The organism is Streptomyces sp. NPDC096048, assembly GCF_044763415.1.
In the GTDB taxonomy this organism is placed as follows: Bacteria; Actinomycetota; Actinomycetes; order Streptomycetales; family Streptomycetaceae; genus Streptomyces.
Map to the genome: position 1 here is coordinate 198,833 of NZ_JBIWGG010000002.1, position 17,890 is coordinate 216,722.

Here is a 17,890-nt window from a genome sequence, read left to right on the forward strand (position 1 = left end):
CCGTGGTCGGGTCGGGTCAGGTCGGGTCAGGTCGTGTTCTCCGGACGGGCCTTCTTCTGCCAGGGGTACACGGGGCTCGGGCCGGGCGGTGTGATGGCGGGCCGCGCGGGTTCCTCCGCCGTCTCCTGCCGCGAGGACTGCGAGGACTGCGAGGACTGGGGGGACTGCGAGGCCTGCGGAGGCTGCGAGGACTGCGGGGTCTCCGGCCAACTCTGCCGGGCGGCCGGGGCGTCGGTGGCCGGCGCCTCGGGCCAGGGCGGCGGCGCGGCGGCGGGCTCCGTCTCCGTCCAGTGCCGCAGGGCACCGGCCTCGACATCGATCTGCGCGCTCAGCGAGTCCAGGTCGTCGCCGGCGAAACGGTGGGCCCGGTCACGGGCCGCCCAGCGCAGGGACTCCGCCGAATGAACGATGCGCTCGGTGCGCTCGCGCAGCGCGGGAAGGCGCCCCCCGAGCGTGGCGCGGTCCGGCTCGGACTCCAGCCGCCTGAGCTCGCCGTCCAGTTCGAACCCGTGCGCGCTGAGCCGCTCGAAGAGGGCGAGGGACTCCTTGAGGGACTCGTCCTCGGCCACGCCCGCGTGCAGCGCGTCCTGCGTGGCCCGCATCGACGTGCGCAGCCTCAGCCGCAGCTGGGCGAGCTCGCCCGCCGGACCCACCTGGACGAGGGATTTGGCCCGCAGTGTGTGGTCCTCGACCGTGCGGCGGGCCTGGGTGATGCCGCGGTCCACGCTGCGTTTCGCCGCGCCGACGGCTTTCACCGTGGCGTAGGCGCCCAGTACGAGGGCGAGCACGAAAAGCAGACCGAGGACTGCGATCACTGCTTCCACGAAGCTCCTCCTCCGAGCGTCCGGCCCGCGGACCGGCAGGGCCGCGGCACGGCACCCGCCGCGCCGCTCTTCCACGGTAAACGCAACGGGCAGGCCCAGGGTTCCAGCAGAACCCCGAACCTGCCCGCACCGAACCCCGAACCTGCCCGTACCGGACCCCGAGCCTCCCCGTAGGGGACCACCCCGAGCTCAGCGGTACCGCGGCGGCGCGGCCCTACGCCGGAACGATGTTCACCAGCTTCGGCGCCCGCACGATCACCTTGCGGATCCCGGCCCCGCCCAGCGCGGCCACCACCTTCTCGTCGGCCAGCGCCGCCTTCTCCAGATCGCCCTCGGAGATGGAGGGGGCGACCTCCAGCCGCGCCTTGACCTTGCCCTTGATCTGCACGACGCAGGTCACGGTCTCGTCGACGACGTAGGCCGGGTCGGCGACCGGGAAGTCCTGGTGGACGACCGAGTCCGTGTGCCCCAGCTTGCGCCACAGCTCCTCGGCGACGTGCGGGGCCAGCGGCGCGACCAGCAGCACCAGGCGCTCGGCGACCGGGCGCGGGACCACGCCGCCCACCTTCGTCAGGTGGTTGTTCAGCTCGGTGACCTTGGCGATGGCGGTGTTGAACCGCATGCCCTCCAGGTCCTGCCGTACGCCGTCGATGGCCTTGTGCAGGGCGCGCAGGGTGTCCGCGTCGACGTCGGCGTCCGCGACGTCCGCCACCGTCACCTCGCCGGTGTTCTCGTCGACGACGTTGCGCCACAGCCGCTGCAGCAGGCGGAACTGGCCCACCACCGCGCGCGTGTCCCACGGCCGGGAGACGTCCAGGGGGCCCATCGCCATCTCGTACAGGCGCAGGGTGTCGGCACCGTACTCGGCGCAGATCTCGTCGGGAGTGACCGCGTTCTTCAGCGACTTGCCCATCTTGCCCAGCAGCCGGGAGACCTGCTCGCCCTGGTAGTAGTACGCGCCGTCGCGCTCCTCCACCTCGGCGGCCGGCACCGCGATGCCGCGGCTGTCCCGGTAGACGTAGGCCTGGATCATGCCCTGGTTGAACAGCTTGTGGAACGGCTCGGCCGAGGAGACGTGTCCCAGGTCGAACAGGACCTTGGACCAGAAGCGTGCGTACAGCAGGTGCAGCACGGCGTGCTCGGCGCCGCCGACGTACAGGTCGACGCCGCCGTGCGGCAGGCCCTCGCGCGGGCCCATCCAGTACTGCTCGATCTCCGGGTCGACCAGCCGCTCGCTGTTGTGCGGGTCCAGATAGCGCAGTTCGTACCAGCAGGAGCCGGCCCAGTTGGGCATGGTGTTGGTCTCGCGGCGGAACCGGCGCGGGCCGCGGCCGTCGCCCAGGTCCAGGGTGACGTTCACCCAGTCCTCGTTGCGCGACAGCGGGGTCTCGGGCCGGGTGTCGGCGTCGTCCGGGTCGAAGGTGCGCGGGGAGTAGTCCTCGACCTCGGGCAACTCCAGCGGCAGCATCGACTCGGGCAGGGCGTGCGCGATGCCGTCCTCGTCGTAGACGATCGGGAAGGGCTCGCCCCAGTAGCGCTGGCGGCTGAACAGCCAGTCGCGCAGGCGGAAGTTGACCGTGCCCTCGCCGGCGCCGGTCCGCTCCAGCCACTCGGTGATGCGCTCCTTGGCCTCGACCACGGGCAGGCCGTCCAGGCTGATCTCGTCGTTCGACGAGTTCATGATCTTCGCGTCGTACGACCCGAAGGCGTCCTCCCACGTCGCCGGGTCGGTCCCCCGGCCGTCGGTCGGCTCGACGACGCAGCGGATCGGCAGCTCGAAGGCGCGCGCGAACTCGAAGTCGCGCTGGTCGCCCGCCGGGACGGCCATGATCGCGCCGGTGCCGTAGCCCATCAGCACGTAGTCGGCGATGAAGACCGGGACCTGCTCACCGTTGACCGGGTTGGTCGCGTAGGCGCCGATGAAGACGCCCGTCTTGTCCTTGGCCTCGGCCTGCCGCTCGACGTCGGACTTGGACGCGGCCTGCGCGCGGTACGCCGCCACGGCCTCGGTCGGGGTCGCGTGACCGCCGGTCCACACGTCGTGCGTGCCCTCGGGCCAGGCGGCCGGGGTGAACTTCTCGACCAGGGGGTGCTCGGGCGCCAGCACCATGTAGGTCGCGCCGAACAGGGTGTCCTGGCGGGTGGTGAAGACGGTGATGCGCTCGCCGTCGACGGGGAAGTCGACGCGGGCGCCCTCGGAGCGGCCGATCCAGTTGCGCTGCTGCAGCTTGATGGCCTCGGGCCAGTCCAGCTCGTCCAGGTCGTCCAGCAGCCGGTCGGCGTAGGCGGTGATGCGCATGTTCCACTGGCGCAGCTTGGACTTGAAGACGGGGAAGTTGCCGCGCTCGGAGCGGCCGTCGGCGGTGACCTCCTCGTTGGCCAGCACGGTGCCCAGGCCGGGGCACCAGTTGACGGGCGCGTCGGAGGCGTAGGCCAGGCGGAAGCCGCCCAGCACGTCGGCGCGCTCGGCCTCGCTCAGGGCGCTCCACGCACGCCCGGGGTGGCCCGGGACCGCCCGCTCACCGGAGGCGAACTGCGCGACCAGCTCGGCGATCGGACGGGCCTTGCGCGCCTCGTCGTCGTACCAGGAGTTGAAGATCTGCAGGAAGATCCACTGGGTCCACTTGTAGTACTCGGGGTCGATCGTGGCGAACGACCGGCGCTTGTCGTGGCCCAGGCCCAGCCGGCGCAGCTGGCTCTGCATGTTCTTCATGTTGGCCTCGGTGGACACGCGCGGGTGCGTGCCGGTCTGCACGGCGTACTGCTCCGCGGGCAGGCCGAAGGCGTCGAAGCCCAGGGTGTGCAGGACGTTGTGGCCGGTCATCCGCTGGAAGCGGGCGAAGACGTCGGTGGCGATGTAGCCCAGGGGATGGCCGACGTGCAGGCCCGCACCGGAGGGGTACGGGAACATGTCCATGATGAACTTCTTGGGCCTGGCGACCAGCTCCGGGTCGCCCGCCAGGTCGCCCTTGGGGTTCGGCGCGGCGTACGTCCCCTCGGCGTCCCAGAAGTCCTGCCAGCGTGCCTCGATCTCGGCGGCCATGGCAGCCGTGTAGCGGTGCGGCGCGGCGTCCGCCGACACAGGGGCGGTCGCCGCGGGGTTCGTCTCGCTCATGATCCTCAAAGCTCCATCGATCGTCTCTGCCAGCGGCTGCGACATTCATGACCAGCGGCTGCGATGCCGGGAAATGAAAAATCCCCTCGCACAGGAGGGGACGCCGCGCCGATTCCGGCCACCGGACTACGACCGGGGTCGGGACTGATCAGCGCGGCTCGCTAAGCAGAAGGCGTACGGCACGCATGGCGTCAGGGTACCGCAGTCGTCGAGCGGGCCGCGACGGGCATACGGGCTTCCGGCCACCCGCACCGCGCTCACACACCGCGCCTCCCGCACCCCGCTCACGGCCGGTGAACCTGAACCAAGGTCAAAGGTTACTTCGCGTAACGACCGCTAAGGGACATCAGTGCGAACGCATTGTCGTTTGATAACAGCGCAATAACTCAAACCTCGTACCCACGGGTATGGCGCCACCTAGAGTGCGGCACCGGGACCGCTACCCCGAACCGCTCCGGAGTTGCCCCATGAACCCCTCGAATCCTCCCTCGATCCACCCCCGCAGCAACAGCTCGCCCTCTCCCCTCACGTCCGCGACGTGGGGAGGCCTGCCGTGGTGACGAACGACAGCACCGCGGACGACACCTTCGCGGAGTTCCTCAACTTCGGTGCCGGCGTCCTCTCCCTCGTCCTCCTCAGCTGCTCGGTGATCTGGGGACTCGTCGCCCAGGACCGGATCGTCCTCGACACCCGCCAGCGGATCCTGGCCCAGGCGGTGCACCGGATCACCGCGGTCGCCGCGGTCGTGTTCCTGCTGGTGCACATCGGGGTCAAGCTGGCCCTGGACCACACCACCTGGGTGGCCGCGGTGGTCCCGTTCGGGCTCCTGGCCACGGACGACGAGTCGTTCGGCGGCCGGAGCGTCCTCATCGGCTTCGGCACCCTGGCCAGCATGCTCATGATCTTCGTGGGCGTCACCGGCGCCCTGCGCAACCGCTTCGCGTCCGCCTCCCCGGTGGCCTCCCGCTGGCGGGCCATGCACATGCTGGCCTACCCGGCGTGGTGCCTGGCCCTGCTGCACGGGCTCTACGCGGGTCGCGCGGCGAAGCCGGTCTTCCTGATCCTGTACGGCCTGTCCATGCTCGGCGTCATGGCGGCCCTGGCGCTGCGCGCGGCGCCCCGCCCGGTCAAGCGCAGGGTCGCCGACAAGATCGCCGGGTTCCTCGGGACCGGGAAGCGGATGGCCCGCGAGGAGCTGGAGGAGAGCCGGACCCGCACGACGGCGTCGTCCGCGCTGCCGGGCTACGAGAGCGCCGGAGCGTCGCAACGGCGCGCGGCGCCCCCGGCCACACCCCTGTACGAGTCCGCGGAGCGCCTGACGCCTCCGGAGCCCGCGGGCGGCTTCGCGGCGGCCTACCGTGCCGTGTCCGGCTCCTCCGGCACGCGCCGGAGGCCACTGACGGCCGAGGCGACCGCGTCCACCCAACTGCCGCCGGACATGCGCCCCACCGAGGCGATGCCCCTCGTGGACGGCGGCGGCAGCACCTCGGGCAGCTGGCCCATCCCGTCGCCACCACCGGTCGGCGAGGCACCCCCGTCGGCCTACGACCCGCTCAACGACACCGGACACACCATCCCGGTCTACGGCAATACGGACGCGTCGGGCTACGGCTCGAGTGACGTGTACGACACCAATGAGACGAACACCGTCTACGACACGTACTACCCCAACGACACGTACAACAGCGGTCCCGCCACTGAACCAACCCCCGGTACGTCCCCCGGTGCGTCGCCCTACGACGCGTCGTACGACTTCGACGCACCGGGTTCGGGCGAACCTTGGAACACGCCTTCCGGAGGCTTTTAAGTGAACGAGGCCCTGCCCGACGTCCCCGAGGTCCGCGTGGTCGGACTTCCCCAGCTCACGTCGGGCTTCGACCTTGTCGAGCGCCTGGATCTGCCGATGCACCTCAAGGTGCACGGTCCGCTCGAACCGTTGGGCGGCGAGCAGCTCGCGCAGCTCTCCGAACGCATCAACCTGAAGGGCCGCGGCGGCGCGGGCTTCCCCTTCCACAAGAAGCTGCGCTCAGTCGCCGAAGCGGCGATCAAGCGCGGCGTACGGCCCGTCGTGGTCGTCAACGGCAGCGAGGACGAGCCGGCCTGCCGCAAGGACACGGTGCTCATCAACCGAGCCCCGCACCTGATCCTGGACGGCGCGCTGCTGTGCGCCGAGGCCATGGGCGCCCGCACGCTCGTCATCGGGGTCACCCGTGACTCCACCCAGCGCTCCATGGAGGCCGCCCTCGCCGAACGCGGACTGAGCAACGGACGCCGCTCGGCCCTCCGCGCGCGCGTGCAGCGCAACCCGGTCCGCATGGTCACCGGCGCGGCGGCCTCGCTGATCCGCTCCATCGACGGCGGCCCGGCGATCCCGCCCGGCCGCAAGGTCAGCGCTTCCAGGAGCGGCGTCGGCGGCGCGCCGACACTGCTCTCCAACGCCGAGACGTTCGCCCAACTGGCGATCGCCGCCCGCATCGGCCCGGAGCGCTACGGCAACACCGGCCTGTACGACGAGCCGGGCACCGTCATGCTCACCGTCTCCGGCGCGGTGGCCCGCCCCATGGTCATCGAGGTGCCGACGGGCGTGCCGCTGCGCTACGTCCTCCAGCTCGCCGGCGCCCCGCCGGTGCCGCAGGGCGTGCTGACCGGCGGCTACCACGGCAAGTGGATCGACGCGGCGACCGTCGACGAGGCGATCGTCTCCCGCAACTCCCTGCAGCAGGTGGGCGGCTCGCTGGGCGCGGGCGCGATCCTGCCGATCAGTCAGGACACCTGCCCGCTGGGCGAGTCGCTGCGGGTGGCGCAGTGGCTGGCGGAGGAGAGCGCGGGCCAGTGCGGCCCCTGCTATCTGGGCCTGCCGGCCGCCGCGCGCGGCCTGGAGGACATCCTGAACGGCGGCGGCCCGGCGGCCCTGGAGGCGGTCAAGCAGGTCGCGCGGAACGTGAAGCGGCGCGGCGCCTGCTCGCACCCGGACGGCTCGGCGATGTTCCTGGAGTCGACCGTCAAGGCGTTCACGGACGACCTCGCCGCCCATGTGCTCGGCAACGGCTGCGGCCGGCCCGTGCAGGGCGTTCTGCCGCTCCTGGAGGGCGGCGGGACCCCTACGGGCATCCCGGGCGGCGGCGGGGAGGAGAACGGGCCCAGCCGCCAGAAGATCTACGTCGACTGGACGCTGTGCCGAGGCCACGGCCTGTGCGCGGACATCCTCCCGGAGGTCTTCCAGCTCGGCGCCGACGGCTTCCCGACCGTCGCGCAGGCCGACGTACCGCGCTTCGCGGAGGCCAAGGCGGTCCGCGCGGTGCGCCGCTGCCCGGCGCTCGCCCTGCGCATCGAGGAGGACACCCGCGGCCAGGCCCCGTCCTCGCGCACCAACCTGCCGGTGCTGTCCCAGGGCCGCGGCCGCCGCGCGCTCGGCCGCTGAACACACGGCCACCGAGCGATCGGCCGCCGAGCACGAGGAAACCCCCGGATCGATGATCCGGGGGTTTCCCGTGTTCCTGTGGAGCTAAGGAGAATTGAACTCCTGACCTCCTGCATGCCATGCAGGCGCTCTACCAACTGAGCTATAGCCCCTTGCTGTCCGTCGCCCGGTTTCCCCGGCGGCGACGCCAACATTACACGGTCGACCGGGCACAACACCAAATCGTTTCCGGTTTGCCCGTTCTGCCCCCTGCGAGGACTGCTGCGCCGTGACGGCCCGGGCCGCTACGCCGTGACGAACGAATAGAACCGCTTGAGCGTGCAGTGCTCCTCGAGGAGCCGGCCGTAGATCGGCTCGCCCTCGAGTTCGCGGTACGTCTCGATCGGGTCGCCCTTTATGATCAGCGCCCGCGCGCACTCCTCGCACCAGTACTGGTAGTCCGGATTGACCGGCTCCATGTCTCGCACGATCGGTGTGCCGCTGCCGCACCAGTCGCACTTCCGCCTGTGTGCACCCATCGATCAGCTCCAGCTGTGGCCGCAGGCCGTGCACACGTACGAGATCCCGCCGTTGTCGCCGAGGACTTGGGCGACGTGCCCGGAACCGCAGGAAGGGCAGCTGAGACGGGTGACCGTGTTCCGTGTCACCGCTCCGCCGAGGAGGTGACCGACCTCCTCGTGGATGCTCGCAGGCATCGCCACTCCCTCCCGTCGGGTCGCGGTCCCCTTCCGGCCGTTTGATTCTGCCACGACCGGGCCAATACGGTCAGCGACGCCTCAGTACCAGTCCGGCCACGGAGTCCCACAGGGGTATACGCCTGTGGGACTCCTGTTGCTCAAGCGGGCGGATGCGAAAAATCCCGCCCCCCGAGGGGGACGGGATTCGTCCGTGGGCTGTGGAGCTAAGGAGAATTGAACTCCTGACCTCCTGCATGCCATGCAGGCGCTCTACCAACTGAGCTATAGCCCCTGGTGCCACGCGGCTGGGCCGCATGGTCTTTCGCTCCGCTCGGCGGGGCGAACAAGAAGAACTTTAGCCTGCGACCTGCCGGAAAGTGAAATCCGGGTACCGGGTCCGGTCTGCCGCTCCTCAGTCGTCGTCGCCGAGCACCGGTTCCGGCAGCGTGCCGGCGTTGTGCTCCAGCAGACGCCAGCCGCGGGCACCTTCGCCGAGGACGGACCAGCAGCAGTTGGTGAGGCCGCCGAGGCTCTCCCAGCTGTGCGGTTCCAGCCCGAGCAGGCGGCCGATGGTGGTGCGGATCGTGCCGCCGTGGCTGACCACGACGAGGGTGCCGTCCTCGGCGAGCTTCTCGGCGTGCCGGAGCACCACGGGGGCGGCGCGGTCGGCCACCTCGGTCTCCAGCTCGCCGCCGCCGCGGCGGACCGGCTCACCGCGCTTCCACGCGGCGTACTCCTCGCCGTGCCGGGCGATGATCTCGTCGTGTGTCAGCCCCTGCCAGACGCCCGCGTAGGTCTCCCGCAGGCCCTCCTCCAGAGTCACGTCGAGGCCGGTGAGCGCGGCCAGCTCGGCGGCCGTGTTCGCGGCGCGCGCGAGGTCGGAGGCGACGATGGCGTCGGGCCGCAGGTGCACCAGCAGCTGGGCGGCGCGGCGGGCCTGGGCGACGCCGGTCTCGGTGAGCTCGACGTCCGTGGTGCCCTGGAAGCGGCGCTCCACGTTCCACGAGGTCTGGCCGTGCCGCCAGAGGATGATCCGACGGCCGCGGCCGGGCTGCCCGGCCGTGACCTCGCCGGTGGCGCTCATCGCCAGTCCCCGTCGGTCTCCGTCGCCTCCTCGGCGGCCCGGAGCCTGGCGTGCTCCTCCGCCTTGCCGCGGGTCTCCTTGGCGTCGGCGGGCAGCTCCAGCTCGGGGCAGTCCTTCCACAGCCGCTCCAGGGCGTAGAAGACGCGCTCCTCGCTGTGCTGGACGTGGACGACGATGTCGACGTAGTCGAGCAGGACCCAGCGGGCCTCGCGGTCGCCCTCGCGGCGTACCGGCTTGGCGCCGAGTTCCTTGCTGAGCCGTTCCTCGATCTCGTCGACGATCGACTTGACCTGGCGGTCGTTGGGGGCGGAGGCCAGCAGGAAGACGTCCGTGATCGACAGCACGTCGCTGACGTCGTAGGCGATGATGTCGTGCGCGAGCTTGTCGGCCGCCGCCTGCGCGGCGGTGTTGATGAGTTCGATGGAGCGGTCGGTCGCGGTCACTGCCTGGCTTTCGGGTCGGCGGTCGGTTGACCTCAAGGGTCTCACGACCGCCGACGGCGGCCCACGTGATAATCACCCGCCCGCCAGGAGGCCGATCTCTAGGAGGCCGGTTCGTAGTCCTGGCCGAGCACGACGGAGACCCTCGCGTTCGCGGAGACCTTGCCCTGGGTGACGGAGCCGGTGGGCAGGCCCAGGGTCTTGGCGACCTGGACGGCGTTCTCCTGGTCGGCGGCCTCGGCGTAGACGACCTTCGACGTCGCCTCGGTGCCGGACGCGGTGCCGCCCTCCAGGAAGGTGAAGCCGCCGTTGAGGAGGACGACGCGGGCCTTGCCGGTGCGGTCCTCGACGCCGGTGGCGTTGCGGACGGAGACGCTGACGGCCGCGTCCTTGTCGGGGCTCTTGGCGGTGCCGCCGAGGACCTCCTTGACGACGCTGTCACTCGCCTCGGCGCTGAGCCTGCCGTCGTCCTGGACGGGCAGCAGCGCGGTCTTGTAGTCGCCGCCCTTGGCGCGGTCGGAGAGCCCGGCGAGGAAGGTGCCGAGGTCCTTCTCGGTCAGCGGCGGGTCGAGGATCAGCCCGAGGGTCTGGACGGTGGTCGTCGCGGCCGAGGGGTCCGAGGACAGCTTGCGCAGCACTCCCTGCATGACCTGCCCGAAGCGCCGCAGCTGAGCGTCCGCCTCCTCGCCGGAGCCGCGGTGGGTGGCGTAGGCGACGGCCATCTTGCCGCTGAGGGTCTGGCCCTCGCCCTCGCGTACGAGGGGTGCGGCGCCCTTGTCCTTGGCCTCGGGGTCGGGGACGTCGGCGTCGGTGTCCACCTCGATGTTGCCGACCAGGTCGACGAGGATCTGGAGGTAGGGCGTGTCCAGCCGCCAGGTGCCCTCGATGTCGGTGCCGAGGGCCGAGTCGAGCGCGGTCCGGGTGGCGTCGGGGCCGTCGTCGTCGACGGACTTGGCGAGCGTGGTGGTGCTGCCGTCGTCGCCGGTCAGGGAGAGGGAGTTGGGCACCAGCACGGCGGTGCCCTGCTTGGTGGTGGTGTTGTCGACCAGCAGCGCGGTGGAGGTGCCGCCGCCCTTGGTGTCGTGCAGGTGGACGGCGATCACGTCACGCTTCTGGGCGCCCGCCGCCGTCGTGCCGCCCGCCGGGTCGTCCGAGGAGGACAGCCCGGGCAGCTTTCCGGCGTACCAGAGGTAGCCGACACCGCCGACCGCGACCAGCGCCAGGACGACCACCAGGGCGACGACACGCGCGCGTGCGCGCCGCCGGGCCTCCTCTCGGCGCTCGGTGCGGTTCTCCGTGAACTTCATCCAGTCGATGACGTCCTCGGAGTCGTCGGTGGGCTCCTCGACGAAGGCGAACTGCTCGGTCCGGTACTCCCGGTCGGAGTCCGCGGCCTCCGCGGGGCCTGCCGTCTCCGGTTCGCCGGGCGGGCCCGCCTGCTGCGGGATGTAGGCGGTCTGCTCGGCCACCCGGGGCTGCCGGCCGCTGGTGGCCGCCTGTCCGTACGGGTCGTACGCCGGCTGCGCGTGCGGGTCGGCGGCGTAGCCGTCGTAGGAGTCGTAGGAGCCGTAGCCGGGGGCGGGCGGCTGCTGACCGGTGTCGTAGCCGCCCTGCGAGCCGTAGGCGTCATAGGTGTCGTACGACTGCTGGGCGGGCTGATGTCCGCCGGTGGCGTACAGGTCGTAGCCGTAGCCCTGCTGCCCGTACTGCTGGTTCTGCTGGTTCTGCTGGTTCTGCTGACTTTGCTGCTGCGCGTACGGGTCGTATGCCTGCTGGTCGTCGGGCTGGGCCGGGGCCTGGCCCTGGGCCTGGCGGTACACCGGCCGGCCGTACTCGTCGTAGCCCACGAGTTCGTACGGGTCGCCGCCGTACCCCGCGTCGTATCCGTCGTTCACCGGTGCCCCTCTCGGCTCACTCGCCGCGGTACAGCTGGCGCTTGTCGATATAGCGCACGACCCCGTCCGGCACCAGATACCAGACGGGATCGCCCTTGGCGACTCTCGCACGGCAGTCCGTGGAGGAGATGGCGAGGGCGGGGACCTCGACGAGTGAGACGCCGCCCTTGGGGAGTCCGGCGTCGGTCAGCGTGTGGCCGGGCCGGGTGACGCCGATGAAGTGCGCCAGGGAGAACAGTTCCTCGCTGTCGCGCCAGGTGAGGATCTGGGCGAGGGCGTCGGCGCCGGTGATGAAGAACAGGTCGGCGTCCGGGTTGAGCTCGCTCAGGTCGCGCAGGGTGTCCACGGTGTAGGTGGGACCGCCGCGGTCGATGTCGATGCGGCTCACGGAGAACTGCGGGTTCTCGACGGTCGCCACGACCGTCATCAGATAGCGGTCCTCGGCCGCGGAGACCGTGCGGTGGCTCTTCTGCCACGGCTGCCCGGTGGGCACGAACACCACTTCGTCCAGGTGGAACTGCGCGGCGACCTCACTGGCCGCCACGAGGTGCCCGTGGTGGATCGGGTCGAAGGTGCCACCCATGACACCGAGGCGGCGCTTGCCCGACGACGGGCCGTTGCCCCGGCCGGTGGCACGGGCGGGCACCGCGCGGTTCTGCGTGCCACGCACCGGCGCGTGCGCCGTGTCGTGCGCCGGACCGGTAGGCATGTCCTGCTCTCCCATGCGTGCAGACCCTACCGGCCCGGCCCGAGGGCTCCTGCCGGGCCCACGGCCCCCGCGCTCAGCGGTCGCGGTTGAACCGGGTGGTGATCCACAGCAGGAGCATCAGGATGACGAACGCGCCGATGCCGGTGACGTAGGGGCTGAGGCTCTCGTGGTTGCCGCTGTGCTCCTCGCCGCCCTCGGAGGCGAGGGTGACAAACTGGGCAGCGGTGCTGTGGAAGCTCATCTTCGGCAGGACCTATCCGGTGTGGGCGGGATAAAGACGTCCGCTCATCGTATGCGGGCGCCTCACGGGCGATCACGCCGACTCCGCCGTTGGTGACCGGCCGACGACCGGTCGGAGGGGTCCGGGGAACCTTCGGATCTCCTCAGTCGTCCTTCCGCTTGTACCCCCGCAGCAGGAACCACGCGGTCAGCACGCAGCCCACCACCATCACGATCAGCACGACCCGGAGCAGATTCCCCGGCCCTTGCTCCTCGGCCGCCGTCGCCGCGGTGGCGAGCCAGTCGGTGTGGGGGGTGTGCGCCATGACGTGGACTCCTTCGTTGCACTGCCCGTCCACGGTATCTCCGCCTAGGCTGGGCTCGGCTTCGGGGGCGCGAAGGGCCGCACAAGGGTTCGCAAAGGGCCAGACACACGCACAGGCCACACACACGCACATGGGGGAAGACATGTCCGAAGGCCACCAGCACAACGGGCACGAGAACGTGCCGAGCAGGCAGCGCAGGCGCTTCCCCGGAATCTCCTCGCGTGCGTACGAGCATCCGGCCGACCGTTCCGCCCTGGTGGCGCTGCGCAGGCTGAGCGGCTTCGACACGGTCTTCAAGACGCTGAGCGGCCTGTTGCCCGAGCGGAGTCTGAGGCTGCTGTTCCTGTCCGACTCGGTGCGCGTCTCGGACCGGCAGTTCGCCCACCTGAACGTGATGCTGCGCGACGCCTGCTACATCCTGGACCTGGAGAAGGTCCCTGCGATGTACGTCAACCAGGACCCGAAGCCGAACGCGATGTGCATCGGTCTGGACGAGCCGATCATCGTCGTCACCACGGGCCTGGTCGAGCTGCTGGACGAGGAGGAGATGCGGGCGGTCGTCGGGCACGAGGTCGGGCACGCGCTGTCCGGGCACTCGGTCTACCGGACCGTCCTGCTCTTCCTGACGTCCCTCGCCGTCCGGGTCGCCTGGATCCCGCTGGGCAACGTGGCGATCATGGCGATCGTGACCGCGCTGCGCGAGTGGTTCCGCAAGTCGGAGCTGTCCGCGGACCGCGCGGGTCTGCTGGTCGGCCAGGACCCGCAGGCCTCCATGCGGGGCCTGATGAAGATCGCGGGCGGCAACCACCTGCACGAGATGAACGTGGACGCGTTCCTGGAGCAGGCCGACGAGTACGAGGCCGGGGGCGACCTGCGCGACTCCGTGCTGAAGATCCTGAACGTGCTGCCCCGTTCCCACCCCTTCACGACGGTGCGGGCCGCCGAGCTGAAGAAGTGGGCGGCCTCCCGGGACTACCAGCGGATCATGGACGGCCACTACCCGCGGCGCGACGAGGACGAGGACACCTCGGTCCGGGACTCCTTCCGCGAGTCGGCGTCCAGTTACGCCACGCACGTACGCGGCTCCAAGGACCCCCTGATGAAGCTGGTCAACGACATCGCGGGCGGCGCCGGTGACCTCGGCGGCCGGATGCGGCGGGGCTTCGGCGGCTTCGCGGCCTCCCAGCCGAGGCCGTCCAAGGACGCGGACGGGACCGAGGGGTCCGGCGGGGCCGGCGGCCCGGGCGGCGGGAACGACGGACCGGAGGGTTCCGGCGGCCCGGGCGCTCCGGACGACCGCCCGCCGCGCGACGGCGTCTGAGCCTCCGGGACGGACCGGAAGGCGGCGCCCCCGCTGCTCAGCCCTCTGCTCGGGGCGCTCCCCCGCTGCTCAGGGCGGCGCCCCGCTGCTCACACCCTCGGCTGGGCGTCGGCCGCGAGGGTGCCGCACAGGGCCGTGGCGTTGTCCGTGGTGTACGGGTCGGTGCCGGCGGGGGCGCCGGTCCCGGCCGCCTGGCCCGCGAGCAGCGGGCGGAGGTGGTTCGCCGAGCCCTCGGCACAGGAGAGCGGCCCGGCCTGGACGTAGGCGGCGACGAGCTGTGTCTGGTGCAGCCGCAGGTCGTCCCGGTCGAAGCGGAAGTGCAGCTCGCGCCGGACGGTGAACAGCGACGCCTCGGCCCCCTCGTCGCCGGCGGGCCGCAGCGGGTACACCATGGTGTGGTCGGCGGTGACCTCCAGCGTGGACGCGTCGCTCTCCACGGCCCGCAGGCTGCCGTGCACCCTGATCTCGGCGTCGGCCAGCTCGGCCCGGGCCGGGTCGAAGCGCACCAGCCATCCGGTGGGCGCGTGCCGGCCGTCCGCGACGGGCCTCTCGAAGCTCCTGTCGAACTGGTCGAGCTGGGCCGGGTCCAGCAGCACCCGCACCGAGCGGACCTCTCCGCCGCCGAGCACGTCCGGGTCGAGTGCCGAGCGGACGATGTAGTTCTTGGCGGTGGTCAGCGCGTTCAGCACCTGGTCGTCCGAGAAGTGCGCGGTGCGCCGGGCCCCCGGCAGCGGGACACCCTCGGCCGCGGTCCGGAAGTGCGCCGCGGGGCTGTGTTCGTACAGGTGCACGGCGTCGTCGGCGCCGGGCACCCTGCCCTCGGGGGCGAGCGGGACGACGGTCATGCGCACCGGCTCCGCGGCCCGCTGCGCGTCGGCGCTCGGGTACGGGTGCCGTACGCCCATGTAGATGGCGGTGCCGAAGGCGACCGCGATCAGCATGACGAGGACCAGCGCCTGACGGGACAGTCCGGCCCGGCGCAGCGGTGTGCGGCGGCGTACCGCGGGCGCGTGGTCGGTCAGGCGCTCCTGGGCGGAGAACTCCTGAAGGCGGGCAGCGCGGACGAACGACTCGTCGAAGACGACGGATCGGTACTCTTCCTCACCGCCTCCGGACGCGCCCTCGGGCGTTCCTCCGGGCGGATCGCCAAGCCCTGCCATACCTTCAGGGTAGGTCTGCGGAAGGTCGCGTAAACGCGCCGGTGCAGGTCAAGTTGGGCCAGGTTCCCGACGGCAGGACGGCAGGTCAGGGGCTGCGCGGGATCACCGAGACGGCCGGCTGGGAGTAGTCGGCGGAGGCCGAGGGGGTCACGGTGCCGCCCTGCTCGGGGCCGGTCGAGGCGGGTGGCGGCACCCGCTGCGTGCCGCCGCCCGAGGACGCGCCCCGGTAGACGGCCACGAAGGCCAGCGCGACCATGCCGATGCCCATCACCAGGGCGAGCGCCCAGGCGACGGGCCGGTGCCAGCGCACCTGTCTGCCGTACGCCGCGGGAGCGCCGTAGGGGCGGTCGAGCGGGTCGCGGTCGTCGTCCGGGTCGTCGAGGTCGGGATCATGGCCGAAATCGCCGTACCCGTCGTCGAAGCGCTCGGCCCGGCCGCGGCCTCGGCGGGCCGCTTCCGCCTCGGTGGCCTCGGCTCTGGCCTGGGCGGCGGCCAGGAGGCGTTCGACGGCGGTCGGCTCGTGCACCGCGGCCGCCTGTACGAAGGCCTCGTCGAAGACCACGGAGGCGAACTCTTCGTCCGACACCCCGCGGTCGTGATCGTCGTCGGGCTCCCAGCCGTCAGGGAACGGCCTACCCCCCACGTCCTCCGGCACGGGTCCAGAGTAGACCTGGTGGGTCGATTTGGGCAGACGGCGGGGAAATTCATCCGGTGGGCGAGATGCCCCGATCGGTTCAGGGGCGCGGCCGGGGAAGCGTGCCGTTCGCATATGCCCCGGCGTGCACCGCGGCGCGCGCCCCGCCCCCTCGGCGCGCGCCCCTCACATCAGCGCCGCACGTGCCCGTCACCGGTGACGATGTACTTGGTGCTGGTCAGCTCCGGCAGCCCCATCGGGCCACGGGCGTGCAGCTTCTGCGTGGAGATACCGATCTCGGCACCGAAACCGAACTGGCCGCCGTCGGTGAAACGGGTGGACGTGTTCACCGCCACCGTCGTGGAGTCGACCAGCTGGGTGAAGCGGCGGGCGGCCTGCTGCGAGGTCGTCACGATGGCCTCGGTGTGGCCGGAGGTCCACAGCCGGATGTGCTCGACGGCCCTGTCGAGCGAGTCGACGACCGCCGCGGCGATGTCGTACGACAGGTACTCCGTCTCCCAGTCCTCCGGCGTGGCCTCGACGGCCGTCACCTTGGAGTCCGCGGCGTACGCCATCACCCGCTCGTCGGCGTGCACGGTGACCCCGGCCTCCGCGAGGGCGTCCAGCGCGCGGGGCAGGAAGTCGGCGGCGATGTCCTGATGGACCAGGAGGGTCTCGGCGGCGTTGCAGACGCTCACGCGCTGCGCCTTGGAGTTGATCAGGATGTCGACGGCCATGTCGAGGTCGGCCCGCGCGTCGACGTAGACGTGGCAGTTGCCGGTGCCGGTCTCGATGACGGGGACGGTGGACTCCTGGACGACCGTGTTGATCAGCGAGGCGCCGCCGCGCGGGATGAGCACGTCGACCAGGCCGCGGGCCCGCATCAGCTCGCGCACGCTCTCGCGGCTCTCGCCGGGCACCAGCTGCACGGCGTCGGCGGGCAGCCCGGCCCCGCCCACGGCGTCGCGGACGACCCGGACGAGGGCGGTGTTGGACTGGTAGGCGGAGGAGGAGCCGCGCAGCAGGACGGCGTTGCCGGACTTCAGGCACAGGGCGGCGGCGTCGACCGTCACGTTGGGCCGGCCCTCGTAGATGATGCCGACCACGCCGAGCGGCACGCGGACCTGACGCAGGTCGATGCCGTTGGGGAGGGTGGAGCCGCGCACGACCTCGCCGACCGGGTCGGGCAGCGCGACGACGTCGCGTACGTCCGAGGCGATGGCGCGGACGCGCTCCGGGGTCAGGGTGAGCCGGTCGATGATGGCCTCGCTGGTCCCGGCGGCGCGGGCCTTGGCCACGTCCTGGGCGTTGGCCTCGACGATCTCGCTCGTACGGACCTCCAGCGCGTCCGCCACGGCGAGCAGCGCGTCGTCCTTCGCCGCCCGCGGCAGCGGCGCGAGGTCGGCCGCGGCGGACTTGGCCCGGTAGGCGGCCCGGGTGACCGGGGACATCGAGTCGTACGGCGAGAGCGTGGTCATGGGGAAAGCGTAGTAGGCCGGACGGGGCCGTTCACCGGTCGTCCCAAACCCCGAGACACGGCCCGGACGGCAACAAAGAGGGTGAACTCCGGACCAAAAGGGGTGGCGGCTAAAAGGGGTGCACCCCGACCGGTGTCGCCGGGGCCGGTCCGTACCCCGCGGCGATGCGCTGGTGGTAGGTCGCCCGGTCGATGACCTCCAGGCCGACGATCTCCCAGGGCGGCAGCCCCGCGGTCTGCCGGTGCTCGCCCCACAGGCGCAGGGCGACGGCGGCGGCGTCGTGCAGGTCGCGGGCCTCCTCCCAGTACCGGATCTCCGCGTGGTCGTCGGCGTACCGGCTGGTCAGCAGGAAGGGGTGGTCGTGGGCGAGCTGCTCGAGGGCGCGCCGGACCTCGGTGAGCGGGGCCCGGGCGCCGGAGACGCTGAGGGTGACGTGCCACAGGCGGGGGGTGTGCTCGGGCTCTTCGCCCCGGAACCGGTCGCCGGCCGCGACGCTGGTCAGGGCGCGCTCCTCGCCGGCCGCGCGGGACGCGTTGCGGGAGCCGCTGCCGGGGCGGCCGCGGGACGCCGCCGTTCCAGGGCGCACT

At 71.6% G+C, this 17,890-nt stretch carries 17 protein-coding genes and 2 tRNA genes; 3 read left to right on the plus strand and 16 right to left on the minus strand.

Features of this window, described 5'->3' with window-relative positions:
* Positions 1-26: 26 nt before the first annotated feature.
* Both ACIQ6R_RS05410 and leuS read right to left on the minus strand, forming a co-directional pair.
* Positions 27-824: a hypothetical protein gene (locus ACIQ6R_RS05410; RefSeq protein WP_404218892.1), complete on the minus strand. Its 798-nt coding sequence runs from the start codon at positions 822-824 to the stop codon at positions 27-29.
* A 214-nt stretch (positions 825-1,038) separates the two neighbouring features.
* Positions 1,039-3,939: a leucine--tRNA ligase gene (leuS, locus tag ACIQ6R_RS05415; protein WP_404218894.1), complete on the minus strand. Its 2,901-nt coding sequence runs from the start codon at positions 3,937-3,939 to the stop codon at positions 1,039-1,041.
* Positions 3,940-4,492: 553 nt separating this feature from the next.
* Between leuS and ACIQ6R_RS05420 the strand changes: the two genes are divergently transcribed.
* Positions 4,493-5,746 carry a cytochrome b/b6 domain-containing protein gene (locus tag ACIQ6R_RS05420; RefSeq protein WP_404218896.1) on the plus strand — a complete coding sequence of 418 codons (1,254 nt, stop codon included), beginning with the start codon at positions 4,493-4,495 and terminating at the stop codon, positions 5,744-5,746.
* Positions 5,747-7,360, plus strand: coding sequence for an NADH-ubiquinone oxidoreductase-F iron-sulfur binding region domain-containing protein (locus ACIQ6R_RS05425; RefSeq protein ID WP_404177723.1), 1,614 nt, complete (start codon positions 5,747-5,749; stop codon positions 7,358-7,360).
* 79 nt (positions 7,361-7,439) lie between these two features.
* On the opposite strand, the gene ACIQ6R_RS05430 is transcribed toward ACIQ6R_RS05425, so the two are convergent.
* The 10 genes from ACIQ6R_RS05430 to ACIQ6R_RS05475 form a co-directional block, all read right to left on the minus strand.
* A tRNA-Ala gene (locus tag ACIQ6R_RS05430) sits at positions 7,440-7,512 on the minus strand.
* Between the two features lie 132 nt (positions 7,513-7,644).
* Entirely contained in the window at positions 7,645-7,878 is a 234-nt protein-coding gene (locus ACIQ6R_RS05435) for a hypothetical protein (protein WP_003976229.1), read from the minus strand.
* A 3-nt stretch (positions 7,879-7,881) separates the two neighbouring features.
* Positions 7,882-8,055 carry a hypothetical protein gene (locus tag ACIQ6R_RS05440; RefSeq protein ID WP_404177720.1) on the minus strand — a complete coding sequence of 58 codons (174 nt, stop codon included), beginning with the start codon at positions 8,053-8,055 and terminating at the stop codon, positions 7,882-7,884.
* 201 nt (positions 8,056-8,256) lie between these two features.
* Positions 8,257-8,329 (minus strand) — tRNA-Ala (locus ACIQ6R_RS05445).
* 120 nt (positions 8,330-8,449) lie between these two features.
* On the minus strand, positions 8,450-9,121 hold the full coding sequence (locus ACIQ6R_RS05450; protein ID WP_404177717.1) for a histidine phosphatase family protein: 672 nt from the start codon (positions 9,119-9,121) through the stop codon (positions 8,450-8,452).
* Complete coding sequence (rsfS, locus tag ACIQ6R_RS05455) at positions 9,118-9,564, minus strand: ribosome silencing factor (protein WP_404218898.1); 447 nt, start codon at positions 9,562-9,564, stop codon at positions 9,118-9,120. The genes ACIQ6R_RS05450 and rsfS overlap by 4 nt, the downstream gene beginning before the upstream one ends.
* A 98-nt stretch (positions 9,565-9,662) precedes the next feature.
* A complete protein-coding gene (locus tag ACIQ6R_RS05460; protein ID WP_404218900.1) occupies positions 9,663-11,456 on the minus strand; it encodes an LCP family protein in 1,794 nt (597 codons plus the stop codon).
* A gap of 16 nt (positions 11,457-11,472) precedes the next feature.
* Entirely contained in the window at positions 11,473-12,180 is a 708-nt protein-coding gene (gene nadD, locus ACIQ6R_RS05465) for a nicotinate-nucleotide adenylyltransferase (RefSeq protein WP_375915193.1), read from the minus strand.
* Positions 12,181-12,238: 58 nt separating this feature from the next.
* Positions 12,239-12,406, minus strand: coding sequence for a hypothetical protein (locus ACIQ6R_RS05470; protein WP_121746983.1), 168 nt, complete (start codon positions 12,404-12,406; stop codon positions 12,239-12,241).
* 142 nt (positions 12,407-12,548) lie between these two features.
* Positions 12,549-12,710 carry a hypothetical protein gene (locus ACIQ6R_RS05475; RefSeq protein ID WP_404218902.1) on the minus strand — a complete coding sequence of 54 codons (162 nt, stop codon included), beginning with the start codon at positions 12,708-12,710 and terminating at the stop codon, positions 12,549-12,551.
* A 142-nt stretch (positions 12,711-12,852) separates the two neighbouring features.
* On the opposite strand from ACIQ6R_RS05475, the gene ACIQ6R_RS05480 reads away from it, so the two are divergent.
* Positions 12,853-14,031, plus strand: a complete 1,179-nt coding sequence (locus tag ACIQ6R_RS05480; protein WP_404218904.1) for a M48 family metallopeptidase — start codon at positions 12,853-12,855, stop codon at positions 14,029-14,031.
* A gap of 89 nt (positions 14,032-14,120) precedes the next feature.
* On the opposite strand, the gene ACIQ6R_RS05485 is transcribed toward ACIQ6R_RS05480, so the two are convergent.
* The 4 genes from ACIQ6R_RS05485 to ACIQ6R_RS05500 form a co-directional block, all read right to left on the minus strand.
* Entirely contained in the window at positions 14,121-15,191 is a 1,071-nt protein-coding gene (locus ACIQ6R_RS05485; RefSeq protein ID WP_404218907.1) for a hypothetical protein, read from the minus strand.
* 85 nt (positions 15,192-15,276) lie between these two features.
* Positions 15,277-15,846 (minus strand): hypothetical protein, encoded by a 570-nt coding sequence (locus tag ACIQ6R_RS05490; RefSeq protein ID WP_404218910.1) that lies wholly within the window; start codon positions 15,844-15,846, stop codon positions 15,277-15,279.
* A gap of 170 nt (positions 15,847-16,016) precedes the next feature.
* Positions 16,017-17,303, minus strand: a complete 1,287-nt coding sequence (locus ACIQ6R_RS05495; RefSeq protein ID WP_404177699.1) for a glutamate-5-semialdehyde dehydrogenase — start codon at positions 17,301-17,303, stop codon at positions 16,017-16,019.
* A gap of 109 nt (positions 17,304-17,412) precedes the next feature.
* Positions 17,413-17,889 carry a hypothetical protein gene (locus tag ACIQ6R_RS05500; RefSeq protein ID WP_404178009.1) on the minus strand — a complete coding sequence of 159 codons (477 nt, stop codon included), beginning with the start codon at positions 17,887-17,889 and terminating at the stop codon, positions 17,413-17,415.
* Between the last annotated feature and the right edge of the window lies 1 nt (position 17,890).